The sequence below is a fragment of the Nocardia sp. NPDC059195 genome, from assembly GCF_042754695.1.
Classification (GTDB): domain Bacteria; phylum Actinomycetota; class Actinomycetes; order Mycobacteriales; family Mycobacteriaceae; genus Nocardia.
The window spans coordinates 138,897-163,333 of the sequence record NZ_JBHZBG010000012.1 but is presented as its reverse complement, the minus strand read 5'-3'; the positions used below and the strand labels follow the sequence as shown (position 1 = coordinate 163,333).

Here is a 24,437-nt window from a genome sequence, read left to right as displayed (position 1 = left end):
TTCCGGCGCGTCAGTCGCCGACGGATCGGTCGCCGAAGAAGAACTCCTGCGCGTTGTTGTAGAGGTAGTTGTCCAGCACGTCCGCGGGCAGATCCAGCGCTTCGGCTTCGGGCACGACCCTGCGCAGGGCGAGCACCGGCCAGTCCGAACCGAAGATCACCTTGTTCTTGCCTCGCGTGCGCATGAAGTGAACGAGACTGTCCGGCAGCCGTTTAGGCGACCACGCCGAGGTCATCAGGCGCAGATTCTCGTACTTGATGAGCAGCCGGATCGCGGTGTCCCACCACGGATCGGCGCCGTGGATCATGCACAGCCGCAGTTCGGGAAACTGGTAGCACACCCGGTCCAGATAGATCGGATTCTGCACCTCACCGGGAATCGGCGGGCCCGGGATTCCGGTGTTCATGCACAGCGGCAAGCCGATTTCGGCGCATTTGTAGTAGAGCGGGTAGTACACCGCGTCGGTCGGCGGATAGCGCCCGTCACCCCAGAAACTCGGGCCGGTCGTGGTGTAGGTGACGGGGAGATCGCGCACCAGCGCGGTGAGTTCGCGCAGCGAGGCGACCGGGCGCAGCAGATCGACGCCGTTGACCGCCAGCGAGAACCGATCCGGTCGTGCCTCGACGAACTCGAGCGCGGTCTTGGACGGTTTCACCATCGAATACATCAGGACGGCCTTCTCCACGCCCTGTTCGTCCATCTCGTCGAGCAAGGCGGTGAGTTCGACCTGGGCGTACATCGAATCGGCGCCCTTGAAATAGTCGTCACGGACTTTGAGCATCCAGCTGGGTTGCTCGAGCTCACCGAAGTGAACATTGACCAGGCAGTCGTTGACCTTGCGCATCGTCATGCTCCGATTCCTTCGGCGGCGGCCTCGCCGGCTTCTTCGACGGCCCGCCGCATCGCCCAGCGGTAGTCCGGCTTGCCGTTGCCGAGCCGACGGATCTCCTCGACATAGATCACGGCCTTGGGCACCTTGAAGCCGGCCAACCGCGATCTGCACAACTGCTGCAACGCCGTTGGACCGACCCGGTCCGCCGCGTCGACGAGGTCGCCGGCGTCGACGCAGACCAGCGCGACCACCTCGTTGCCCCATTTCGCACTCGGTCTGCCGACCACGAGCGCGTCACCGACAAGGGGATTCGAACGCAGCACCTCCTCGACCTCTTCGACGAACACCTTCTCGCCGCCGGTGTTCACCACGAGGGCGTCGCGCCCGAGCAGTCGCAACGACCCGTCGGCGTCGACGGTCGCCCGGTCACCGGGGATCGCCATCCGTACGTCGTCGATGATGGGGAAGGTCCGCTCGGTGGCCTCGCGGTCGTCGAGGTAGCCCAGCGGAACGCGGCCGGAACGGGCTGCCCAGCCGACCTCGGCCTCGCCCGGTGTCAGGAATCGGGTGCGGTCGTCGGAGACGGCTGTCCCGCCGGGCATCGGGGCGAAGCTGTCGACTTCGTTTCCCTTGGTACTACGACCGAATCCCATGCCGCCGGTTTCGGATGACCCGTAGCCCTCGACGACGAACGCGTGCGGAAGCAGGTCGAGCAGGTCGCGCCTGTGCACGGGGTTGGTCGCCGCGCCGCCGGTGCCGATCGCCATCAGCGCGGACAGATCGTAGTTCCCTTCGCGCAGCGCGCGCACCAGCGGTCCGGCATAGGCGTCGCCGACGATCGTCATGAGCGCGGCCCGTTCCTGTGCGGCCACCCGGAGTGCGTTGTGCGCGTCGAACTTTCGCTGGTCGTCGTAGAGCACGACCGTCTGCCCGGCGAGCAGTCCGGAGAACGACGTCCAGATCCCGGCCGCGTGCGACAGCGGCGACACCGCGAACCAGACGTGACCGGTCATCAGCGCCAGCTGGCGCAGACCTTCACCCGACTCGTGGTCGGCACCGTTCATCGACGAGACGTACATGTCGCTCTGGCGCCAGAGCACACCCTTGGGCCTGCCCGTCGTGCCACCGGTGCACAACATGACCAGATCGTCGGGCGAGGTCTCGATGACCGGTTCGTCGGCGCCGAGCGCCACCGCGTCTTCGTACCCGATCGCCCCTGCCAGCTCCGCGACGTCGCTACCGTCGTCGACCGACACCAGCAGTTCGACTCCCGCGGGCGCGGCCTGCTCGACCACCGGGCCGAAGGACCGGTGATAGACGATGCCACGCGGCTTGATGTAGGCCAGCAGATCCCGGATCTCGTGCGCGGTGTAATGGTGGTTGATGTTGACCGGCACGACGCGCGCCTTCATCCCGGCGAGCATCACATCGAGGTACTGGTCGTTGCGCATCACCAGCGCGATCCGGTCCTGACCGCATTCCCAGCGGTCGAGTTCCGCGCGCGGGGTGTGCGCACCGAATCCGCGCTCGGCGAGGAAGTTCGCGAACTTCCGCGTCCGCAGTGCCGTCTCGCCGAAGGTGCGGCGGCGTTCGCCACACACCGTCACGGTCCGATCCGGTACCGCCGCCGCGACCTCGTCGAACACGGCACTGATCGTCCATTCGGTCAACAGAGCGCTCCGATGTCGACGCGGGGATTCGATTGTTCTGTCTGCATGGTTCGGTCCTCGATGTCCTAACGGGAGGTGGCGGGAAAGCTTGCCGCAAACCGAATAGATATGACTACTGTATACGTAACAGTAGCGGCCTGCGCAAGACATCGGGCCAGGATTACCTCCGAACCGTTGAACGAGGAACGCGAGTACGAGCCCGCCGAATCGGCCGACGACTCAGATACCCGACGGTACTATTTACTGTATACCTAACGGTATGAATCACCGATACCGATCGACCTGGAAGAATCGGGGACGACAGTGACCACCGAGAACCCGTCCGTCGACAGCGCCGGGACCGTGGGCGTCGAGCACGGCGGACCGATTCTGCGCCTCACCATCGACCGTGCGAGCCGACGCAACGCACTGTCCCCCAGCATGATCGACACCCTCGTCGCCACGCTCACCGCCGCCGCGACCGACGCCGAGCTGCGCGTCGTGCACATCACCGGGGCCGGCGCGGATTTCTGCTCCGGTGTCGACTGGGTCGCGACCAACAGTGCGGGCGAGCGCCCACCGACCGGCGATCTGGTCCGGCGCATCCCGCACACGGCCCACCGCGTCATCGAACTGGTGCACACTCTGCATCTGCCGGTGGTGTGCACCGTCCGAGGCTGGGCCGCCGGGCTCGGGTGCAATCTCGCGATCGCCGCCGATTTCACCCTCGCCGACACCGACGCGGTGTTCTGGGAGCCGTTCCTGCCGCGCGGATTCAGTCCCGACTCCGGCTCCACCTGGCTGCTCCCTCGCTTGATCGGGCTGGCCAGGGCCAAGCGGATGCTGCTGCTCGGCGAGAAGGTCGGGGCGACCGACGCCACCGACTGGGGGCTGATCCACGAAGCCACCGCTCCCACCGATCTCGACCGGGCCACCGAGGAACTGCTCACCCGTTTGGCCACCGCGCCGACCGTCGCCTTCGGCCTGGCCAAACAGTCCATCCACCGCAATCTCGTCACCGGACTCACCGAGTCGATGGACAACGAGCTCTACGCACTCGAACTTGCCTGCCGTACCACTGATTTCAAGGAGGGGCTGGCCGCGTTCCGGCAACGCCGTGCTCCCGAGTTCCACGGCCGGTGACACCACCGGGCCGACCGACACCACTGCTCGAGAGTATGAAGAGGTAACCGATGAAGACCAGAGGCGCGTTGATCTGGGACCGCAATCAGCCGTGGTCGATCGAGGACATCGAGATCGGCGAGCCGCGAACGGGCGAGGTCAAGGTCAGGATGGAGACGGCGGGGCTGTGCGATGCCGACCACCATCTCGTCACCGGCGATATCGCCATGGCCGGCTTCCCGATCCTCGGTGGCCACGAGGGCGCGGGGGTGGTGGTCGAAGTCGGTGCGGGCGTGCACGATCTCGCCGTCGGCGACCATGTGGTGATGTCGTTCGTGCCATCCTGTGGCACGTGCCCGCCGTGCCGTGCCGGACTGTGCAATCTGTGCGACCTGGGCGCCGGTCTGCTCGGCGGCGCGGCTGTCGCGGACGGCACCTTCCGGGTCACCGCGCGGGGACGCGGAGTGCATCCGATGGCGCTGGTCGGCGCGTTCGCACCCTACGCGGTCGTCCATCGAGCGTCGGTGGTGAAGATCGACCCGTCGATCCCATTCGAGATCGCCTGCCTCGTCGGCTGCGACATCACCACCGGCTACGGTTCGGCCGTGCACACCGCACGGATCCAGCCGGGCGAGGATGTCGCGATCATCGGGCTCGGCGGCGTCGGCGCGTCCACGCTCCAGGGCGCGGTGCTCTCGGGCGCGTCGCGGATCTTCGTCGTCGATCCGGTCGAGTGGCAGCGCAAGCAAGCCGAGAAACTCGGAGCCACCGACGTCTATCCCGACCTCGCCACCGCCACCGCAGGCATCGCCGCCGCGACCGGGGGACGCATGTGTCACAAGGTGATCGCCTCGATGGGGCGGCGAGACGGTGACGACCTCGAAGCGTGGATGGACCTCACGGCCAGAGCGGGCACCTGCGTACTCACCGCCATGGGCACCACGCTGGCCGCCGAGGTGCCGCTCAAACTGTCGATGCGGACACTGTTGCAGAAGAACCTGCAGGGCAGCCTGTTCGGCGGCGGGAATCCGCACGAGGACATCCTCGAGGTGCTGGCCCTGCACAAACTCGGCGACCTCGACCTGGATGGCACCCTCACCAAGGAGTACCGGCTCGACCAGATCAACGAGGGCTACGACGAGATCCACCGCACCCACGATCTGCGCGGCATCATCCGCTTCACCGACGCCGACCGTTAGCCCACACGAAAACGGGGGCCGGACGATTCGTCCGGCTCCCGTTCTGTCGGCGGTTCAGGGGCGGTTCAGGGAATGATGACGGTGCGCTGCACCGGCGCCGCGGGGGTCTGGCGCCCGTAGAGGCCCCGCTGCAGCGATCGAAGCAGGACGTTGCGTGTCTCCTCGGGCCGGATCAGTTCGTCGAAACCCATGTGCTCGGCGGAATGGTAGGACGCCTTCAGCTCCATGTCGCGCAGTTCGGCGGCCAGATCGGCTTCGGCGTGGGAGGCGTTGCTCAACGCGGCGGCGCCCATGGCGCCCATCGTGGCGCCCGGGTAGGCGAACGTGCCCGCCTGACCGTCGAATCCGATCAGCGACATCACCATCGAGCCGAATCCGTAGGCCTTGCGCAGTGTCACATGCAGTTTCAGCGTCGTCGCCGCGGTCTGTGCGACGAACATCCGCGCGCCGCTGCGCAGCACACCTTCCCGCTCGGACTCGCTGCCGGGCAACATGCCCGGGTTGTCGGCGAGGAAGATGATCGGCAGGTGGAAGGAATCGGCGACCATGATGAAGTGGGCCGCCTTGTCCGCGGCCTCGGCGTCGATCGAGCCGGCCAGGACCTGCGGCTGATTGGCCACCACCGCGACCGGGTGCCCGCCCAGATGTGCCAGCGCGCAGATGATCGGCGTACCGCGTTCGGGCTGCACCTCGAACCAGTCGGTGCCGTCGAATACGACATCGAGCACGGCCCGCATGTCGTAACTCTGCACGTTGTCCCGGGAGACGATGTCGAGCAACTCCGGTGTCGCGCGCGGCCCCGTCGTCTCGTCGGCGAGGTACACCGGCGGATAGGACCACGCGCTCGGCGGGAAATAGGACAGGTAGCGGCGGATTTCGTCGAGGACGTCCTCGTCGGTCTCGGCGACGTTGTGGACCACACCGCTGGGCAGCGCGACGTCGGGCCCACCGAGGTCTTCTTTCGAGATGTCCTCGCCGGTCGAGACTTTCACGACCGGCGGTCCCGCGGTGAAGATACAGCCCTGCCTGCTCATGATGGAGAAGTCGGCGACCGGGGCGACCAGCGCGCCGTGGCCCGCCGAGGGCCCGAGCACGCCGGTGACCATCGGCACCTTGCCCGAGCATTGCGCCTGGGCCAGCAGGTCGGTGGGCGTTCGGCCGTAGTGGTCGCCGGTCGGCCGGAATCCGGCGCCCTCCAGCAGCATCACCAGCGGAACCTTGTCGCGCACCGCCAATTCGGCCAGCCGATACCGCTTGGAGTTGCTGCCGGGTGCGATCGAGCCCGCCAACGTGGTGAAGTCCTCGGCACCGACCATCACGGGGACACCGTTGATCAGGCCGGAACCGGTCACGATGGCGTCGGCGGCCACATCGCCGCCGACGAGGGTGCCGAACTCCTGGAACGTCCCGGGGTCGAGCAGCCGTTCGATGCGTGCTCTGGCGTCCAGTTTTCCCTTCCCCCGATGTTTGGCGACCCGGTCGGGGCCGCCCATCTCCAGCACACGCGCGCGGCGACGGCCGAGATCATCGAGGGTCTCGTTCCAGGTGTTCGCAGTTGTCATGTCGGGCCTGTCTTCCGTGATCGGGTACGCCGGAAACGGCGCGGGAATTCGGGAAAGCGGGACTGTTCGCTCAGTCGACGGCTGATCCACCCGCAACGCGGTCAACGCCGCAGGCAACCTCGCCTCGTCGGCATAGGCGGCCGGATCCGCCAGAACGTTCGCAGCCTCATCAACGATCGGCATCCCTATCAGCACCTTTTCGCGTTCCGAGCCGGCAACCCAGCAATCCACCACCTCGCACGCACCCGTACCGATGGCGTTGTCTCGGTCACAAGACTGATTTATAGTTGCCCTTACTGTCAAGCTTTCCATAACATCGGCGACCGGTCGCCCCACGGCGACCCCGGGCCGCCCGCTCGCGCCCCTCGCCTCGACAGTCGCATTGCCGACCCAGACGTCGCTCATATACTGTATGGCTTACAGTAAGTATTACTCCGAATAGTCGTACGGTGTGACGAAGCCAGAGGTGAGCTGTGAACAGCCCAGTCGAGGACCAATCAGAGACGATCGGGGAAGTTCCCGATCCCCACGATCCCTACCCCTTCTTCGCCGCGCGGCGGCGAGCGGGCGGCGTGTTCCACGGGACGGTGATGGACTACTCCAGAACCCCGAAGGAGCTGCGCCCCACCGACACCTACGCCGCCATGTCCTGGACCGCGGTGAACAAGGTCTTGCGCAACAACACGGTGTTCAGCACGAAGCTCTACGACACGACGATCGGCGTGTTCATGGGGCCCACCATCCTGGCGATGGACGGGTCGCCCCACCGCGCGCACCGCAACCTCGTGTCCGCGGCCTTCAAGCCGCAGTCGCTGGCCGTGTGGGAACCCGAGGTCGTGCGCCCGATCTGCGAGGAACTCATCGACGAATTCATCGACGAGGGTCGCGCGGATCTGGTCCGCGACTTCACTTTCGAGTTCCCCACCCGGGTCATCGCCCGCCTGCTCGGACTGCCCGCCGAGGACCTACCGTTCTTCCGCGACGCCGCGGTGGCCATCATCAGCTACGCGGGCAATGTGCCGAGGGCGCTGCAAGCCTCCAAGGAACTGAAGGAATACTTCCTCGGTCATATCGACAAGCGACGGAACGCACCCAGCGACGACATCATCAGCAATCTGGTCACCGCCGACATCGACGGTGAGAAGCTCAGCGATCGCGCGATCTATTCCTTCCTGCGCCTGCTGTTGCCCGCCGGTCTCGAAACGACCTACCGCTCATCCGGGAACCTGCTGTACCAGTTGCTCAGTCACCCCGAGCAATTCGCCGCGGTACAGCGAGATCCCAGCCTGCTCCCGCAGGCGATCGAAGAGGGTTTGCGATTCGAGACGCCGCTGACCCTGGTGCAGCGATACGTCACCGAGGACACCGAATTGGAGGGCGTCGCGATCCCCGCGGGCGCTGTCGTCGATGTCTGCCTCGGCTCGGCGAACCGCGATGAGAGCCGTTGGGAACGGTCGGAGGAGTTCGACATCTTCCGTCCCCATATCCCGCACATCAGCTTCACCGCGGGCGCCCACACCTGCCTCGGCCTGCACCTCGCCCGCCTGGAGACTCGCGTCGCCATGGAGTCACTGCTCGCGCGCCTGACCGACATCACCCTGCTGCCCGACGGCGACCCGCACATCTTCGGCCAGCCGTTCCGTTCGCCGAGCGCGCTGCCGGTGACCTTCAATGCCGTCCGAGGAGCCTTGTGACCACCCGCAACATCTTCGATCTCACTGGCCGTTCGGCGCTGGTCACCGGTGCGGCGGGCGGTATCGGCGCGGCGGTCGCCGCGGCCCTGGCCGCCCAGGGCGCCGCGGTGCTCGTCACCGATATCGACGGAGCCGCCGCGGCGGTCACCGCCGAGAAGATCCTCGCCGACGGTGGCCGAGCCGCCGCGGTGGCTCTCGATGTCCGCGACCGGGCCGCCGCCGACGCGGCGGCGAGTGCCGCCGCGGCGCTGGCCGGCGGGACACTGCACATCGTGGTGAACAACGCCGGAGCCACCGAGCCCGCGATGTTCGGCGCCACCACCGAGGAATCGGTGCTGCGGATGCTCGACATCCATCTGCTCGGCGCGTTTCGCTGCACGCAGGCCGCGTTGGCGTATCTGCCGACCGACGGCACCGGTCGCGTCATCAACGTGACCTCGTCGGCGGGGTTGGTCGGCACGCTCGGACAGGTGAACTACTCGGCGGCCAAATCCGGGATCGTCGGCATGACGAAGTCGCTGGCGCGTGAACTGGCGCGCAAGCAGATCACCGTCAACGCGCTCGCGCCTGCGGCGGCGACACCGATGACTGAAACGATCCGTACCGATCCCAAGTTCGCCGAACAGATGCTGAATCGAATTCCCCTGCGCCGCTGGGCCGAACCGCAGGAGGTGGCGGGCGCTTTCGTCTTCCTCGCCTCCGACGCGGCATCGTTCGTCACCGGTCAGGTACTGCCGGTCGACGGTGGTCTGGTGATGTGACCGCACCGAATTCTCAGGCCCGGGCCGTTCGGCCCGGGCCTGAAGTCGTTGTGTGGACGGCAGATCGCGACACGCTTTGTTGGGCCGACACGATCGTGTCGGCCCAACAAGTGGATGTCGCGCTAGCCCAGATCCGGTTCCGGCACGTGGAAGTGCGCGTCCCGCAGTCGGAATGCCTCCTTGGTGCCGTGTTCGGCTCTGGTCTTCACGAAATTGAATTCCCCCGGGGAGAATTGCAGATTGGTGCCGTAGGCGTGGAACAGATAGCTGGCCACCTCCTCGCCCTGATAGGCCTGGCTCTGCTCCACCATCCGGAACGCCTCCTTCGCGATGACGACACCGTCGGCCGGCATCTTCGCCGCCTTCTCGGCCCAGTACCGCGCACGGGCGGTGACGGCGTCCGGGTCGCAGGTCTCGGTGAAGACGCCGAGATGTTCCAGCGTTGCCGCCTCGATGATGTCGCCGGTCAACAGCATTCGGCGCGCGAGAACCGGGCCGAGCCGATGGAAGAACATGTGCAGGCTACCCAGCGCCGGACCCAGGAAACGCGCTGCGGGCATGCCGATCTTCGCGTCCCGCGCGATGACCGAGATATCGGTCATCAAGGCCATCTCGAACCCGCCACCCAGCGCATAGCCGCTGATCTCACCGACGGTGACCTTCGGGAAGCCCATGAAATTGTGATAGAAGCCGAAAGACTTGCGATCCACCGTGAGTCGCCTGCGCTGACTCGGTCTGCTCTTGGCGGGCCGGTCACCGGTGGCCGCCGGTCGCGCGCCGTACCAGCCGTAGGCGTTGTTCATATCGGCACCGGTGCTGAACACCCGCTCGGCACCGCGCAGCAACACGACGGTGATGTCGTCGTCCTCGGCCACTTCGTCGAGGTAGCGCGCGATCCCGTCGCGCATGGCCGCGTCGTAGGAATTGCGCTGCTTCGGATTGTTCAGGGTGATGGTGGCGATCCTGCGGTCCGGATCCACCTCGTAGAGCACACGGCCCTCGGCGGTGCTGGAACTGGTCATCGGATGTCTCTTCCTTCTCGTTCGAGGGGGATGTGCGCGCGCTGCCCGTAGCGCGCCGTGGTCGGTATGGCCATCAGACGACCTGCCGCTCGCGCAGGTCCGCCACCTCGTCGGGGCTGTAACCGAGATCGGCCAGGATCTGCCCGGTGTGCTCGCCGAGCAGCGGCGCGCGCCGACGAATCCGTCCCGGCGTGCGCGACAACCGGAACGGCGTTGCGACGATCGGCACCGGCTTCGACGCTCCCGGATAGTCGATCCGCTCGAGGTAGCCCAGCTTCTCGACGTGCGGGTCCTCGAGCACGTCGTGGGTGCTGTGCATCGGCGCCGCGGGCAGTTTGAACTGCTCGAGCGCCGCGAGCACCTCGGCCTTGGTGCGACCCCGGCACCAGTCCTGCATGAGGTCGTTGAGGAAGTCGCTGTGCTGCCAGCGCAGGTCGTCACCGGCGAAGCGCGGATCGTCCATGAGGTCCTCGCGACCGATCAACCGGCACCACCGGCGGAACATCGGCTGCCCGGCCACCTGGAGCAGCACCCAGCCGTCGGTGACCTCGTAGAGATCACACGGCGCGACCGAGGTCCCCCGATTGCCCATGCGCGGTTTGTCGACGCCGAGCAGGTCGCGCTCGATCAGGAACGCGTTGCTCATCATCAACGCGGTCGGCAGCAACGCGCCCTCGACGTGCTGGCCCTCGCCGGTGGCGCGATGGTGGAACAGGGCCATCATGACCCCGATGGCCAGCGTCATCGCGGTGCCGAAGTCGGTGTAGGGGACCGTGGTGCGGATCGGCTGCTCAGGCAGGCCCTGGCGGTGGGTGGCGCCCGACATGACCTGGCCCGCACCGTCGAAACCGATCCGGTCGCTGTAGGGACCGCCCTCGCCGTAGGCCGTGGCGCTGGCCAGGATGATGTCGGCCTTGACCGCGCGCAGGGTGTCGTAGTCGAGTCCGCTGGCCCGCATTCCGGCCAACGGCATGTTGGCGACGACAATGTCGGCGCCTGCCACGAGGCGCCGGGTGATCTCGGCGCCGTCGGGTGTGGTCGAGTCGAGGGTCAGCGACCGCTTGTTGCGGTTGCACTGCAGGAACGTGCCGCCCTCGCCGCCCTCGGTCACCGCCTGCACCCAACGGTCCTCACCGCCCTCGCGCTTCTCGACCCGGACGACATCGGCGCCCATGTCGGCCAGGATCGCGCTGCACCACGGGGCGGCGATGAACCGGCCGTAGTCGAGTACCCGCACACCGTCGAGAACGCCCCTGGTCGTACTCCCCCCGGCGGGCCGGTCGGCCCCCGTGCCGTCCGAAGGTGTGCTCCCGTTCTCGGCCATCGCCACTCTTTCCTCGTCGGTACTTCACGTCACCTTGGCAGAACGATAACGGTATTGTCTACTGTATATCTAACAGTATGGGCCACGCCCTGTCCCCTAGGAGGAATGCATGCCGTTCGATACCATCGGCTACGAGGTAGACGGGCACACGGCCACCATCACACTGAACCGGCCCGAGGCCCTCAACGCGCTGAGCCCGCACATGATCACCGAACTGCGCGCCGCCTACGACGAGGCCGAGAACGACGACAAGGTCTGGCTGCTCATCGTCACCGCGAACGGTCGCGCCTTCTGCACCGGCGCTGACGTCAAGGCCATCCCCGGCGACGGCAAGGTCCTCAACGAGAAGCCGTACCTGTCGACGTACGAACAGTGGGAGGCTCCGCAGGAGGGCACCCCACCCTTCCGGACCATGACCAAACCGATTCTCGTCGCGATCAACGGAATCTGTTGCGGAGCGGGTTTGGACTGGGTGACCACCGGCGACATCATCATCGCCTCGGATCGAGCGACCTTCTTCGATCCCCATGTGACCATCGGGCTCGTCGCCGGCCGAGAGGTGGTCCGCCTGGCCCGGGTGCTCCCGCGCACCGTGGCCCTGCGGATGGCGATGATGGGCAAGCACGAGCGGATGAGCGCCCAGCGCGCCTACGAGCTGGGCATGATCACCGAGGTCGTCGAGCACGACCGCTTGCTCGAGCGGGCCAACGAGATCGCCGATATCCTCAATTCCAATGCGCCGCTGGCGGTTCGCGGCACCAGACTGGCGATCGTCAAGGGCCTTGATGTGCCGATGCACGAGGCCGAGATGCTGGCCGAGTCGTTCCGCGAACGGGTCACCCGCACCGAGGACGCGCTCGAGGGACCGCGCGCGTTCATCGAGAAGCGCACCCCGGAATGGCAGTGCCGATGAGCGCCGACTACAGCACGATCACGCTCGACGTCGACGCCGACGACCGGGTCGCCACCCTCACCCTCAACCGCCCCGAACGGCTCAACGCCTTCGACCGCACCATGTGCGAGGAGGTCCGCGACGCGTGGCGCCGGATCAGGCTCGACGACTCGGTCAACGCGGTCGTCCTGCGCGCGGCGGGCACTCGCGCCTTCAGCGCGGGACTCGACATCAAGTCCGCCTACGGCCAACCCGACGGGATCTGGCATCACGAGGACCCCGGCGAGCTGTTGAGCCCCAAGTGGCAGAAGATGTGGAAACCGGTGGTCTGCGCGGTCAACGGCCTGTGCACCGCCGGCGCGTTCTACTTCGTCAACGAGTCCGACGTGGTGATCTGTTCCGACGATGCCACCTTCTTCGACTCCCATGTGTCGGCGGGGTTGGTCTGCGCACTGGAACCGATCGGACTCATGCGCCGGGTCGGGCTCGGCGAGACCCTGCGCATCGCGTTGATGGGCAACGACGAACGAGTTTGCGCCGAGACCGCGCTGCGCATCGGCCTGGTGACGGAAATCGTGACCCGCGAACAACTTTGGGAACGCGCGCACGCCATCGCCGCCGGCATCGCGGCCAAGCCGCCGACGGCGACCCAGGGCACGGTCAAGGCGATCTGGGAATCGCTGGACAAGCCCTATCGGGCCGCACTCGATCAGGGCCTCATCTACACCCGCCTCGGCAACCCGATCGCCAAAGCGGAACTCGCCGCGGCTGCGGAAGATCAACAACGCCGCGGCATTTCGACCGAACCGAGGATTCGTTGATGACCGACACCCATGACCATCCACTGAGCGGGCGCATCGCCGGAGTCCTCGAGCTGGCGCCGAGTTCACGGGCCCTCGAATTCGACGGGGCCTGGCACAGCTGGGGCGAACTCGCCGAGACCGCGCGGCGCGTCAGCGCGCTGATCACCACACCGTGCCAAGTCGGCATCCTGTTGCGCAACCGCCCCGAACACGTGGCCGCGTTCCTCGGCGTTCTGCTCAGCGGCGGCACCGTGGTCGTGATCAACCCCGCGCGTGGCGACGACCGCACCCGGTCCGATATCGCCGCGCTCGACCTGCCACTGGTGATCGGCGGGCAGGCGGACCTGGCCCGCCTCGTCGGGCCAGGGGCCGCGACCGTGACCATCGCCGACCTCGACACCACGCCGATCCCCAGCGAGTCGGTCGGCGAGCACGACGCGGGCACTCCGCTGCCGGGGATCGCCGTCCGCATGCTCACCAGCGGGACCACCGGGCCGCCCAAGCGCGTCGAGATCACCTACGACATGCTCGCGCGCAGTGTCCTCGGCACCGACTTCGAGCAGGCCACCGCACCGACCGCGCCGCGCGGTGGCGTCGCGATCGTCAATGCTCCGCTGGTGCACATCGGCGGTATCTTCCGCATTCTGCAGTGCGTCGTCGATGCCAGGCCGTTCGTCTTCCTGCCGCGCTTCGATCTCGACCGCTGGACGGCGGCGGTGCGAGCGCACCGGCCGGGCGCGGTGTCACTGGTACCCGCCGCCCTGCGGATGGTGCTGCACTCGGACCTCGGCCCTGCGGATCTGGACGGCGTCCGGGTGGTCACCTCGGGCACCGCGCCGCTGTCGGCCGCCGACGCCGACGCCTTCCAGGCCAAATTCGGCATTCCGGTCCTGACGTCGTATGCCGCCACCGAATTCGGCGGCGGCGTCGCCGGCTGGACGCTTCCCGACCACCGGCAGTTCTGGAATACCAAGCGCGGCAGCGTCGGCCGTGCCAGTGGCGGCGCCCGCCTGCGGGTAGTCGACGAGGACGGCACCGCGCTCGGGCCGGATGTGCCCGGCCAGCTCGAGGTCGCGCCCGGCCAGCTCGGTCCCACCGCCGGCTGGGTACGTACCACCGATATCGCCCGCATCGACGCCGATGGGTTCCTCTGGATTCTGGGACGTGCCGATCAGGCCATCATCCGAGGTGGATTCAAGATCATGCCCGATGATGTCCGCGCCGCGCTGGAGGAACATCCTGCTGTCGGTGGTGCCGCGGTCGTCGCCAGGGCCGACGACCGGCTCGGCGAGACCCCGGTCGCCATGGTCGAGCTGCGCGCGGGTCGCCACACCGAGGTCGATGAGTTGGCGGCCTACCTGAGCACTCGATTGGCCCGCTACGAGATCCCCACCGATATCGCTGTCGTCGACGCGATTCCGCGCACCCCGTCGGGCAAGGCAGACCTGTCCGCGGTCCGTGAACACTTCACCGCAACCCCCATCGGCCGACGGCCACATTCCGAAAGTGGTGATCCGACATGATGTCGACCATCCGAGAGATCAGCGGGCTACTCGACCATATCGGCTTCCGCAAGGCGACAGACGCCGACGGCTCGCTCGTCTGGGAGCTGCCCGTCGCGCCACACGTGGTCAACACCTCCGGTGGGCTACAGGGCGGTCTGATCGCGACACTCGCCGACATCGCGGCAGGCACGCTCGCTCTGGAGTCCCGTCCACCGAACACCGGCGTGGTCACCTCGGATCTCAGTGTGCGGTACTTCCGCCCGATCACCGACGGCACGGCGCGCGCGGTGAGCAAGGTCGTGCACGCGGGTAAACGGTCGATCGTCGTCCAGGTCGAGGTATTCGACGTCGTAGACGGCGCGCTGGCCGCTCTGGCGACCGTCAATTTCGCCACGGTGAGCTTCGCGACCGACCGATCAGCGGCAACGAACAGCTAGAACCGCAGCCGGTGCACGACATTCCGGCGTCGGTCACACGATGCGGAGGCCAGCAGTCGGCGGCGGCCGGTTGGTCGGCGGCGGCCGGATCGGAATTGCCCCGATCCGGCCTCATCGAATCCGGTTGGCGCAGAGATGCTCTGGTGGTCGGATACCGCTGACGTCACGCTGTGGTCCGGTACCGCCATCCGTCGTCCTCGTTCACTCAGGACTCGCTGGGCGCCGGTGGCCGGTAGAACAGCGCGAGCTGGCCGAGGCCCGCGGCCAGACCGAGGCAGACGGCGATGCCGAAACCCCACCAGCCGTCCAGCTGATCCGAGCCGAAGATCAGCTGATCGAGACTGATCCGGCCGGGGCCGATAATGGCCACGCTCACCGCGCCGACCGCGAGCACCAGGTTGTATTCCCAGCCTTCGCCGACGATGAAGAAGCCGTTGGACCGGTGCACGGTCCAGGCGGCCACGAGCATGAGCGCGACGAACCCCGCGGCGGCAGCCGGCGTGAGCAGCCCGAGGGCCAGCGCGATGCCGACGCCGACCTCGCTACCCGCGGCGAGGCGCGCGTGCACGATGCCCGGTTTCATCCCGATGCTGTCGAACCATCGGGCGGTACCGGGAATCCGGCCACCCCCGAAGAATTTGTTGTACCCGTGCGCGGCCATGGTGAGGCCGAGGCACACCCGCAGAATCAGTACACCCGCGTCGTACGCTGCCATCTCCACACCACTCCGTCAATCGAGGTCAACGCCGTGAGCGTAACGCTCGAAGCGATTCCCGTATCCCATACCGCTAGTATTACAGTAATGTTAGACATTGCGAGCGCGTGGTCAAGACGAGACATCGCCGGACACGCTCGCCCACACCACGCAACGAGCACGACGGCGCCAGGTCGCCGCGAACGAGGAGGCCCTGCCATGACGAGCGCACCCACCGGAGTCGGCGCTGTCAGCGCGGAGGACTTCCGCGAAATACTCGCGCAGACCAAGGATTTCGTGCGAAACGTGGTCATGAAGCGGGAGCGGGAGATCGCCGAGCAGAACCGGATGCCCGACGAGATCGTCCAACAGGCCAAAGCCATGGGCCTGTTCGGTTACGCCATCCCGCAGCAGTGGGGTGGGCTCGGGCTCGACCTCGCGCAGGATGTCGAGCTGGCCATGGAGCTCGGCTACACCACGCTCGCGCTGCGATCGCTGTTCGGCACCAACAACGGCATCGCCGGACAGGTCCTGGTCGGATTCGGCACCGACGAGCAGAAATCCCAGTGGCTCGAACAGATCGCCTCCGGCGCCGTCGTCGCGTCGTTCGCACTCACCGAATCCGGTGCGGGGTCCGATCCCGCCGCGCTGCGCACCACCGCAGCCCGGTCCGGGACGGACTGGATCATCAACGGCGAGAAGCGATTCATCACCAACGCACCGGTTGCCGATCTGTTCGTCGTCTTCGCGCGCACCCGCCCGGCCGACGAGCACGGCGCGGGCATCTCGGTCTTCCTGATCCCCGCCGGCACACCCGGCGTCGAGGTCGGCCCGAAGGACCGCAAGATGGGGCAGGAGGGCGCATGGACCGCGGAGGTCTACTTCCGCGATGTCCGCGTCGGCGACGGGGCACTCGTCGGCGGCAACGAGGACATCGGCTATCGGGCCGCGATGACTTCGCTGGCGCGCGGCCGCGTGCACATCGCGGCGCTCGCGGTCGGCACCGCGCAGCGGGCGCTCGACGAATCTGTCGCCTACGCCGCGACCGCCACTCAGGGCGGCACACCCATCGGGCGGTTCCAATTGGTCCAGGCGCACCTGGCCGACATGCAGACCGGAGTAATGGCGGGCCGCGCGCTGGTTCGCGATGCCGCGCGAGCATGGGTGGCCGAACAGGACCGCCGGATCGCGCCGTCGGTAGCCAAGCTGTACTGCACCGAAATGGCAGGGCGGGTAGCTGATTCGGCGGTGCAGGTGCACGGCGGCACGGGGTACATGCGCGATGTGGCAGTGGAACGGATCTACCGTGATGTCCGGCTGCTGCGGCTGTATGAGGGCACCAGTGAGATCCAGCGCCTGATCATCGGCGGCGGGCTGATCAGGAATGCCGAGCGAGCCGCGAAGTAGCGGACCGGCAGGGTCGGCCACCGCACGGAGAGCGGCCGACCCCGGTCGCCGGACGTCAGCTCAAGTCGAGCGGACCGTCTGCGATCGCGGCCCCCAGGCCGCTCAGATCGATACCGAGGTCGGCGGTCGCGGTCAAGCACGCCGCGACGTCCTTGCGCAGGAACGGCGCGGCGCGTTTCTCGAACTTCGCCAAACCACCGGTGCGCCGAATCGAATCGGCCGCGTAGCTGTTGCCGCTGGCCACCGACAGCGCCGCCAGCAACTGCCCTTCCTCGATTCCCAGCTGTCGGCCGACGTCGGCGGCCACGGCCACCAGTTGCGCGTTGGCGGCGAACAGCGCGTTGTTGACCAGTTTCACACCGAGCGCACTACCGAGCGCACCGGTGGCCAAAACCGTACTCGCGTAGGCGGACAGCACCGACCGGACGGCCTCGACCGCGACGGACGGACCACCGAGCAATACCGTGAGACGCCCCGCGGCGATATCGTCGGCCGATCCACTGACTGGCCCGTCGAGCAGGACCGGACCGCCGGGTCGCTCGGCGGCCAGCTCGGTGATCGTCGAGACCGCGCCGGTCGTGTGCGAAACCACGACCGCGTCGGCCGGCGCCGTCGCCAGCACCCCGTCCGGACCCGACAGCACCTCGCGTAACTGGTGATCCGAGAACAGGCACGCGATGATCACCTCGCTGGATACCGCGGCCTCCCGCACCGAGTCGACGACCTCGGCTCCCGCCGCCCGCAGCCGCTCCCGCACCGCATCCTGGCGCGCATACACCACGGCCCGATGACCAGCCGTCACCAGTCGAACCACCATCGGCTCGCCCATCTGGCCTGCTCCGATGAACCCGACAACCTTGGACATCCGCCCCGCTCCTCACTCGCGATGAACCCGTTCGCTACCGAGAACGATGCGACGAGCCGCGAATCGATAACACTCCAGTAATTCCAACTGTAACAGCGTCATCGGGCGCGTTGCAGCAGCTTCTTGCGCCGCGAACGACCGGACCATAAGGTGGCCTGACACAGTACCGTTGTCTTTACGATATGACATACGATAATGACTTCTGGTGCGCTGGTCCGCCGACACGGGATCGCGATCCCTGTCCCACACGATCCGCGATCATCCGACAGCCCCGAGGAGAACACGTGACCGGCCGACACAGCGACAAAGTCGCCTTCATCACCGGCGCAGCGCGCGGACAGGGCCGTGCGCACGCGGTACGCCTGGCGCGCGAGGGCGCCGATATCATCGCTGTCGACCTCGCGGGCCCACTGCCCGCTGCGGTTCCCTACGATTCGGCGACGCCGCAGGACTTCGAGGAAACGGTTCAGCTGGTCGAGGCGACCGGCCGCCGGATCGTCGCCGCGACCGTCGACACCCGGGACCTGGATGGGCTGCGCAAGGCCGTCGACGACGGAGTGGCCGCCCTGGGACGACTCGACATCATCGTCGCCAACGCAGGCATCTGCATCCCGCATGCGGTGGAACGAGATCACCCCCGAGTCGTTCCGCGACGTCATCGACATCAATATCACCGGCACCTAGAACACCGCGATCGCCGGGGCCGACCACATCATCGACGGTGGGCGCGGCGGCTCGATCATCCTGATCAGCTCCGCCGCCGGGCTGAAGATGCAGCCGTTCATGGTGCACTACACCGCCAGCAAGCACGCGGTGACCGGCATCGCCAGGGGGTTGGCCGCCGAACTCGGCAAACATCGGATCCGGGTCAACAGTGTGCATCCGGGCGCCGTGTTGACACCCATGGGCAGCGGGGACATGGTCGCCGCGCTCGGCCGTTCGCTCGAGTCCAATCCTCAACTCGGCCACATGACGACACCGTTCCTGCCCGACTGGGTGGCCCAGCCCGAAGATGTGGCCGCCACCGTCAGCTGGCTCGCCGACGATGAATCCCGTTACATCACCGCCGCCCAGATCGCGGTCGACCTGGGCTCGACTCAGTACTGAATGCCCGTCACGCCGAAAGGATTTACACCATGTCACTTCTCGAGGGCCGCGTCGCAGTCGTCACCGGCGGTGCGCAGGGCATCGGCCTCGCCATCGCGTCGACCTTCCTGCGTGCGGGCGCGCGGGTGGTCGTGGGTGACCTGAATCCCGATGCGGCCCGGGAAGCGCTGGGCTCGGACGGTGTTCGCGCGGTCCGCTGCGACGTGACCAGCGCCGAGGACGTCTCGGCGCTGCTCGCCACCGCGCACACCGAATTCGGTTCGGTCGACGTCATGGTCAACAACGCGGGCATCACCAGGGACGCCTCCATGCGTACGATGAGCGAAGACGATTTCGACCAGGTCGTGGCGGTGCATCTGAAGGGCAGCTGGCACGGTACAAGGCTCGCCTCGGCGATCATGCGGGAGCAGCGCCGCGGCAGCATCGTCAACATCTCGTCGCTGTCGGGCAAAGTGGGAATGGCGGGCCAGACCAACTATTCGGCCGCTAAGGCGGGCATCATCGGTCTGACCAAGGCCGCGGCCAAGGAGACAGCCCGGTTCGGCGTGCGGGTCAACGCGATCCAGCCCGGCCTGATCCGCTCCCCGATGACCACGGCGATGCCCGCCGATATCTGGGACAAGAAGATGGCGGAGATCCCGATGTCGCGAGCAGGTGAACCGGCGGAGGTCGCCGGTGTCGCGCTGTTCCTCGCCTCGGACCTGTCCTCGTACATGACGGGGACCACGCTGGAAGTGACGGGCGGGCGGTTCATGTGACCGGCTGGCAGGCACACACCGTCGTCACCGACGAATACGTCGACCCCGCACCGGTCGCGGCGCTGAGCGCGGTCCTCGACTCGGGTGCGCCGCCGATCGGTGTCGGCGATCCCCTACCGCCGCTGTGGCATTGGGCGGCGCTGGCGCGCTGGCCCGTGTCGTCGGAGATCGGAGCCGACGGGCACCCGGCCCGTGGATCCTTCCTGCCTCCGGTGGATCTGCCGCGCCGCATGTTCGCCGGCGGTGACGTGGTGCTGCACGAAGCGGTGACCATCGGGTCGACGGTGCGGCGCGTGGCGCGGGTCGTCGCGGTGACGCCCAAGAACGGGCGAACGGGGCCACTGGTGGTGGTCGATGTCGAGATCCGGCTCTACACCGGCGCGGACACCCTCGCCGTGGTGGAACGTCAGAATCTGATCTACCGCGAGGCCGTGGAGCCCGGACCGATCGGTCCCGCGACGCCGTCCGCGCCCGAGCCCGCGGGCACTCCCCTGCGCCGCGTGGCCGAATGGGACTGGGAATTGCGCACTGATCCCATCGTCTTGATGCGGTTCAGCGCCGCGACGGCCAACCCCCACCGCATCCACTACGACTGGCCGTACGCGACCGGCGTCGAGGGATACCCGGCGCTGGTGGTGCACGGACCGCTCATGACCCTGGCCATAGCCGAGACCATCCGACGGGAACGGCCCGATCCGGCGCCGGTCGGGCTGCGGCACCGCAACCTCGCGCCGCTGTTCTGCGCCGAACCGGCCCGCATCCAGCGTCGCGACACCGCCGACACCGACTTCGAACTCGCCGTCCGCACCGGTGGCGGCACCGACCGAACCGTCGAACACACCGTTCTGACCGCCGATTTCGACCATGACGGAGACCGAACCCATGCGTGAAGCAGTGATCTGCGAACCTGTCCGTACCCCCATCGGACGCTACGGCGGGGTGTTCTCCTCGCTCACCGCGGTCGATCTCGGTGTCACCGCCCTGCGCGGGCTGCTGGAACGGACCGGGATCGACCCCGAGGTCGTGGACGACGTGATCCTCGGCCACTGCTACCCCAGCAGCGAGGCTCCCGCCATCGGCCGGGTCGTCGCCCTCGACGCCGGACTACCGGTGACCGTCGGCGGCATGCAGATCGACCGGCGCTGCGGATCCGGATTGCAGGCGGTCATCCAGGCCGTCATGCAAGTCGCCTGCGGCGCAAGCGAAGTGGTGGTCGCCGGCGGTGTGGAGAGCATGACCAACACCCCGTTCTACTCGCTCGACATGCGCTGGGGCGGTGCACGAGGTGGGGTCCGCGTTCACGACGCGCTGGCTCGCGGACGTGAGACCGCCGGTGGCAAGACCTATCCGGTGTCGGGCGGCATGCTCGCGACCGCCGAGAACCTGCGCCGGACCTATTCGATCCCCCGGGAGGAACAAGATCGGCTCGCGGTGACCTCCCATCAGCGTGCCGTCGAGGCCGCGCGCAGCGGTGCCAGCGCCGAGCAGATCATTCCGGTCACGGTGTCCGCGCGCCGGGGAGATTCGGTGGTCGACACCGACGAGCATCCCCGCGCCGACACCACCCTCGAATCCCTCGCCGTGCTGAAACCGATTCGGGCGCAGATCGATCCGGACTCGACGGTGACCGCGGGCAATGCCAGTGGCCAGAACGACGCGGCGTCGATGTGTCTGGTGACCACCCGGGACAACGCCGAACAACTCGGCCTCACCCCCCTGGTCACCCTGAAGTCGTGGGCCGTGGCAGGGGTGCGACCCGATGTCATGGGTATCGGACCGGTCCCCGCCACCGGCGCCGCCCTCTCTCAGGCGGGGCTCTCGCTCGCCGACATCGACCTGATCGAACTCAACGAAGCGTTCGCGGCGCAGGCACTCGCGGTCATGCGGGAATGGAAGTTCGGCGAACGGGATCTCGACCGCACCAATGTGCACGGTTCCGGCATCTCCCTCGGACATCCGGTGGGCGCCACCGGCGGACGGATGCTGGCCACCCTCGCCAGGGAACTGCACCGTCGCGAGCTGCGCTACGGGCTGGAGACGATGTGCATCGGCGGCGGCCAGGGCCTGGCCGCTGTCTTCGAGCGGGTGGTGTGAGCATGGCCGCACGCTCCTTCACCTCACTCGTTGATCTCTCGGCCGCGATCGGCGACACCGTTGGTCCCGGACCGTGGTGCACGATCGGCCAGGACCGAGTCGACGCGTTCGCCGAGTGCACCGGCGACGATCAGTGGATCCATGTAGACCCCACCCGCGCCGCCGACGGCCCCTACGGCGCCACCATCGCGCACGGCTACCTCACCCTGTCGATGCTGCCCTTCCTCGGCCGCGACCTCTACGCCATCAAATTCGGCTCGGCGCGAATCAACTATGGCAGCAACAAGGTTCGGTATCCCTCCGCCGTGCGTGTCGGCACCCGGGTGCGTGCCTCGGCCACTCCTGTCGACTTGTCGGTCGAGACGTCGCGGTGCCTGCTCACCGTGCGATGGGTCGTCGAGAACGAAGGACAGGACAAACCGGTGCTGGTCGCCGAAACCCTCACGGTGGTCGTGTTGTGACCCGCGCCGAGCCCATCGCATCCGCCGACCCACACCGCGAAGGCGCCGATTCCACCGAACGGATCTCCCGATGAAACTCGGACAAACCCACGGCCTCACCGAGGTGCAGACCGAAATCCTCACCACTGTGCGCACGTTCGTGGACAAGGAGATCATCCCGGTCGCGCAGGAACTCGAACACGCCGACACCTATCCGCAAGCCATCGTCGATCGGATGGCAGAGATGGGTTTGTTCGGGCTGATGATTCCCGAAGAGTACGGGGGTCTCGGTGAATCCCTGCTGACCTACGCATTGTGTGTCGAGGAACTGGCGCGCGGCTGGATGAGCATCTCCGGTGTCATCAACACCCATTTCATCGTCGCGTACCTGCTCGCCCAGCACGGCACCGTGCAACAGCGGCGACATTTCCTGCCGCGCATGGCCACCGGCGAGGTACGCGGGGCGTTCTCCATGTCCGAACCCGAACTCGGCTCGGATGTGGCCGCTATCCGCACCAGGGCCGTCCGCGCGGAGTCGGGCGAATACACGCTCAACGGCCGAAAGATGTGGCTGACCAACGGATCCACGGCCACGGTGGTCGCCACTCTGGTACGCACCGATGAGGGTCACGAACGCCCGCACGACAATCTCACCGCCTTCCTGCTCGAGAAGCCCGCCGGCTTCGGTGAGGTCGCACCCGGACTGACGATTCCCGGCAAGATCCACAAAATGGGTTACAAGGGCATCGACACCACCGAGATGCTCCTCGATAACCATGTCGTGCCCGCGGACGCCGTCCTCGGCGGCGAACCCGGTCACGGCTTCAAACAGATGATGGACGGCATCGAGGTCGGCCGGGTCAATGTCGCGGCTCGCGCCTGCGGAATCGCGCTGCGCGCGTTCGAACTCGGCGCGCGCTACGCCCAACAGCGCTCAGCCTTCGGCAAACCCATCATCGAACACCAGGCCATCGGGTTCTCACTGGCCGAGATGGCCACCAAGGTCGAGGCGGCCCATCTCATGATGGTCAATGCGGCTCGTCTCAAGGATTCCGGTCTGCGCAACGATGTCGCGGCGGGCATGGCCAAGTATCTGGCCAGCGAGTTCTGCAACGAGGTCACCCAGGCCAGTTTCCGGATCCACGGTGGCTACGGCTATTCCACCGAATACGAGATCGAACGTCTCATGCGCGAGGCGCCGTTCATGCTGATCGGCGAGGGCACCAGCGAGATCCAGAAACGGATCATCGGCAAGGGTGTGCTGCGCGACTATCGGCTCTGAGATCGTCGTGGGCGGGTGACGGCCGGACCAGTCGATGGTCCGGCCGAAACCATTGCGGCTCAGACGAAGTCGGAGCCACCGTCGACATTCACATTCGCACCGGTCATATAGGAATTGCGGCGCGAGGCCAGGAATGCGGCGACCGGGCCGATCTCCTCGGGCAGCCCCGCCCTCGGCATCTGCGCGGGGTGCCCGTAGTGGTCGCCGATCGCCTCCATGAGGCGGTAGGGATCGTCGTCCTCGATGCCGACCGAGCGCGCCCAGTCGGTGAGAGCAGGGGTGACGAAGGTGCCCGGAGACACCACATTGACCAGGATCTCCTCCTTGGCCAGCAACAGCGACAGGTTCTTCGAGATACTGGTCACCATCGCCTTCGCCGCGGTGTAGGCGACCAGGGACACGGTCTGGCGCTGGGTCGAATGCGCGGAGAAGTTCACGATCCGTCCCCACTCGGCCTGGCGCAGCAACGGCAGCGCCGCGTTGACGCAGTGCACGATGGCGAGCGCCCCGTGGTCGACTGCCTCGTGCCACTGCTCGTCGGACAGTTCCTCCACCGTCCCCTGCACATTCGGGCCGACAGTGGTGGTCAGCGAGTTGAGTTCACCGCCCCACCGTTGCCCTAATCGGGTGAAGACCGATTCCACCTGCGCGAGGTCGCGCGCGTCGGCGACGAGACCGACCGCGTCCGGACTCCCCCGATCCACCAGACTCGCGACCGCGCGCTCGACATCCTCGGCGGACCGGCCGACGACCGCGACCCTGGCCCCCTCCTCCGCCAGGCACTGCGCCGTGGCCAGCCCCATCCCACGACTACCACCGACCACGACGGTCGCCGCGTCCCGCAATCCCAGATCCATACCGCTTTCCGCCTCACGTCGAGAGAGCCGCTGTTCTGGATTGGACCGCGGCGGACTCTCGTCGGCCCACGGCACGACCGAACAGCTCGAGCCACTACTGTAATACACTCAGTATGGCTTACGGGAGTTCG

22 protein-coding genes and 1 pseudogene are annotated in these 24,437 nt (G+C 67.2%); 15 read left to right on the top strand and 8 right to left on the bottom strand.

What is annotated here, in order from left to right; all coding sequences use genetic code 11:
• Positions 1-10: 10 nt before the first annotated feature.
• Together ACFXKN_RS17865 and ACFXKN_RS17860 are read right to left on the bottom strand one after the other, a co-directional pair.
• Positions 11-850, bottom strand: coding sequence for an amidohydrolase family protein (locus ACFXKN_RS17865; protein WP_378951160.1), 840 nt, complete (start codon positions 848-850; stop codon positions 11-13).
• Entirely contained in the window at positions 847-2,502 is a 1,656-nt protein-coding gene (locus tag ACFXKN_RS17860; protein ID WP_379433405.1) for an AMP-binding protein, read from the bottom strand. The genes ACFXKN_RS17865 and ACFXKN_RS17860 overlap by 4 nt, the downstream gene beginning before the upstream one ends.
• Before the next feature lie 303 nt (positions 2,503-2,805).
• Between ACFXKN_RS17860 and ACFXKN_RS17855 the strand changes: the two genes are divergently transcribed.
• Positions 2,806-3,624, top strand: coding sequence for an enoyl-CoA hydratase/isomerase family protein (locus tag ACFXKN_RS17855; RefSeq protein ID WP_379433404.1), 819 nt, complete (start codon positions 2,806-2,808; stop codon positions 3,622-3,624).
• Between the two features lie 50 nt (positions 3,625-3,674).
• The gene (locus ACFXKN_RS17850; RefSeq protein WP_379433403.1) at positions 3,675-4,802 is read left to right on the top strand and encodes an NDMA-dependent alcohol dehydrogenase; all 1,128 of its coding nucleotides are present in this window, start codon (positions 3,675-3,677) and stop codon (positions 4,800-4,802) included.
• Positions 4,803-4,867: 65 nt separating this feature from the next.
• Here the strand turns inward: ACFXKN_RS17850 and ACFXKN_RS17845 are convergent, their stop codons facing one another.
• Positions 4,868-6,364 carry an acyl-CoA carboxylase subunit beta gene (locus ACFXKN_RS17845; protein ID WP_379433424.1) on the bottom strand — a complete coding sequence of 499 codons (1,497 nt, stop codon included), beginning with the start codon at positions 6,362-6,364 and terminating at the stop codon, positions 4,868-4,870.
• Positions 6,365-6,837: 473 nt separating this feature from the next.
• Here ACFXKN_RS17845 and ACFXKN_RS17840 point away from each other — a divergent pair, with 473 nt between their 5' ends.
• Both ACFXKN_RS17840 and ACFXKN_RS17835 read left to right on the top strand, forming a co-directional pair.
• The gene (locus ACFXKN_RS17840) at positions 6,838-8,058 is read left to right on the top strand and encodes a cytochrome P450 (protein WP_379433402.1); all 1,221 of its coding nucleotides are present in this window, start codon (positions 6,838-6,840) and stop codon (positions 8,056-8,058) included.
• On the top strand, positions 8,055-8,819 hold the full coding sequence (locus ACFXKN_RS17835; RefSeq protein WP_378917773.1) for an SDR family NAD(P)-dependent oxidoreductase: 765 nt from the start codon (positions 8,055-8,057) through the stop codon (positions 8,817-8,819). The genes ACFXKN_RS17840 and ACFXKN_RS17835 overlap by 4 nt, the downstream gene beginning before the upstream one ends.
• 122 nt (positions 8,820-8,941) lie before the next feature.
• Here ACFXKN_RS17835 and ACFXKN_RS17830 read toward each other — a convergent pair whose 3' ends face one another.
• Together ACFXKN_RS17830 and ACFXKN_RS17825 are read right to left on the bottom strand one after the other, a co-directional pair.
• Positions 8,942-9,841, bottom strand: a complete 900-nt coding sequence (locus ACFXKN_RS17830) for an enoyl-CoA hydratase/isomerase family protein (protein ID WP_379433401.1) — start codon at positions 9,839-9,841, stop codon at positions 8,942-8,944.
• Positions 9,842-9,914: 73 nt separating this feature from the next.
• The gene (locus ACFXKN_RS17825; RefSeq protein WP_379433400.1) at positions 9,915-11,165 is read right to left on the bottom strand and encodes a CaiB/BaiF CoA transferase family protein; all 1,251 of its coding nucleotides are present in this window, start codon (positions 11,163-11,165) and stop codon (positions 9,915-9,917) included.
• 109 nt (positions 11,166-11,274) lie between these two features.
• On the opposite strand from ACFXKN_RS17825, the gene ACFXKN_RS17820 reads away from it, so the two are divergent.
• Genes ACFXKN_RS17820 through ACFXKN_RS17805 form a run of 4 tightly spaced genes read left to right on the top strand, consistent with a single transcriptional unit; the run spans position 11,275 to position 14,802 of the window.
• Positions 11,275-12,078: an enoyl-CoA hydratase/isomerase family protein gene (locus ACFXKN_RS17820; RefSeq protein WP_379433399.1), complete on the top strand. Its 804-nt coding sequence runs from the start codon at positions 11,275-11,277 to the stop codon at positions 12,076-12,078.
• The gene (locus ACFXKN_RS17815) at positions 12,075-12,878 is read left to right on the top strand and encodes an enoyl-CoA hydratase/isomerase family protein (RefSeq protein WP_379433398.1); all 804 of its coding nucleotides are present in this window, start codon (positions 12,075-12,077) and stop codon (positions 12,876-12,878) included. The genes ACFXKN_RS17820 and ACFXKN_RS17815 overlap by 4 nt, the downstream gene beginning before the upstream one ends.
• The gene (locus tag ACFXKN_RS17810) at positions 12,878-14,383 is read left to right on the top strand and encodes a class I adenylate-forming enzyme family protein (RefSeq protein ID WP_379433397.1); all 1,506 of its coding nucleotides are present in this window, start codon (positions 12,878-12,880) and stop codon (positions 14,381-14,383) included. Before ACFXKN_RS17815 ends, ACFXKN_RS17810 begins: the two co-directional genes overlap by 1 nt.
• On the top strand, positions 14,380-14,802 hold the full coding sequence (locus ACFXKN_RS17805) for a PaaI family thioesterase (protein ID WP_378951193.1): 423 nt from the start codon (positions 14,380-14,382) through the stop codon (positions 14,800-14,802). Before ACFXKN_RS17810 ends, ACFXKN_RS17805 begins: the two co-directional genes overlap by 4 nt.
• A gap of 205 nt (positions 14,803-15,007) precedes the next feature.
• Here the strand turns inward: ACFXKN_RS17805 and ACFXKN_RS17800 are convergent, their stop codons facing one another.
• Positions 15,008-15,517, bottom strand: a complete 510-nt coding sequence (locus tag ACFXKN_RS17800) for a DoxX family protein (protein ID WP_378951196.1) — start codon at positions 15,515-15,517, stop codon at positions 15,008-15,010.
• Positions 15,518-15,715: 198 nt separating this feature from the next.
• On the opposite strand from ACFXKN_RS17800, the gene ACFXKN_RS17795 reads away from it, so the two are divergent.
• Complete coding sequence (locus ACFXKN_RS17795; protein ID WP_379433396.1) at positions 15,716-16,903, top strand: acyl-CoA dehydrogenase family protein; 1,188 nt, start codon at positions 15,716-15,718, stop codon at positions 16,901-16,903.
• Between the two features lie 55 nt (positions 16,904-16,958).
• Here the strand turns inward: ACFXKN_RS17795 and ACFXKN_RS17790 are convergent, their stop codons facing one another.
• Positions 16,959-17,768 (bottom strand): NAD(P)-dependent oxidoreductase, encoded by an 810-nt coding sequence (locus ACFXKN_RS17790; protein ID WP_379433395.1) that lies wholly within the window; start codon positions 17,766-17,768, stop codon positions 16,959-16,961.
• A gap of 284 nt (positions 17,769-18,052) precedes the next feature.
• Here ACFXKN_RS17790 and ACFXKN_RS17785 point away from each other — a divergent pair.
• The 6 genes and pseudogenes from ACFXKN_RS17785 to ACFXKN_RS17760 all read left to right on the top strand — a co-directional run bounded on the left by ACFXKN_RS17785 (position 18,053) and on the right by ACFXKN_RS17760 (position 23,449).
• Positions 18,053-18,875, top strand: a pseudogene (locus ACFXKN_RS17785) (mycofactocin-coupled SDR family oxidoreductase).
• Positions 18,876-18,904: 29 nt separating this feature from the next.
• A complete protein-coding gene (fabG, locus tag ACFXKN_RS17780) occupies positions 18,905-19,633 on the top strand; it encodes a 3-oxoacyl-ACP reductase FabG (RefSeq protein ID WP_379433394.1) in 729 nt (242 codons plus the stop codon).
• The gene (locus ACFXKN_RS17775) at positions 19,630-20,523 is read left to right on the top strand and encodes a hypothetical protein (RefSeq protein ID WP_379433393.1); all 894 of its coding nucleotides are present in this window, start codon (positions 19,630-19,632) and stop codon (positions 20,521-20,523) included. Before fabG ends, ACFXKN_RS17775 begins: the two co-directional genes overlap by 4 nt.
• Positions 20,516-21,727 (top strand): acetyl-CoA C-acetyltransferase, encoded by a 1,212-nt coding sequence (locus ACFXKN_RS17770; protein WP_379433392.1) that lies wholly within the window; start codon positions 20,516-20,518, stop codon positions 21,725-21,727. Before ACFXKN_RS17775 ends, ACFXKN_RS17770 begins: the two co-directional genes overlap by 8 nt.
• Positions 21,728-21,729: 2 nt before the next feature.
• Complete coding sequence (locus tag ACFXKN_RS17765) at positions 21,730-22,188, top strand: MaoC family dehydratase (protein WP_379433391.1); 459 nt, start codon at positions 21,730-21,732, stop codon at positions 22,186-22,188.
• A gap of 70 nt (positions 22,189-22,258) precedes the next feature.
• Positions 22,259-23,449, top strand: a complete 1,191-nt coding sequence (locus ACFXKN_RS17760; protein ID WP_379433390.1) for an acyl-CoA dehydrogenase family protein — start codon at positions 22,259-22,261, stop codon at positions 23,447-23,449.
• A 59-nt stretch (positions 23,450-23,508) separates the two neighbouring features.
• Here the strand turns inward: ACFXKN_RS17760 and ACFXKN_RS17755 are convergent, their stop codons facing one another.
• Positions 23,509-24,306 carry an SDR family NAD(P)-dependent oxidoreductase gene (locus ACFXKN_RS17755; RefSeq protein ID WP_379433389.1) on the bottom strand — a complete coding sequence of 266 codons (798 nt, stop codon included), beginning with the start codon at positions 24,304-24,306 and terminating at the stop codon, positions 23,509-23,511.
• Positions 24,307-24,437: the final 131 nt, after the last annotated feature.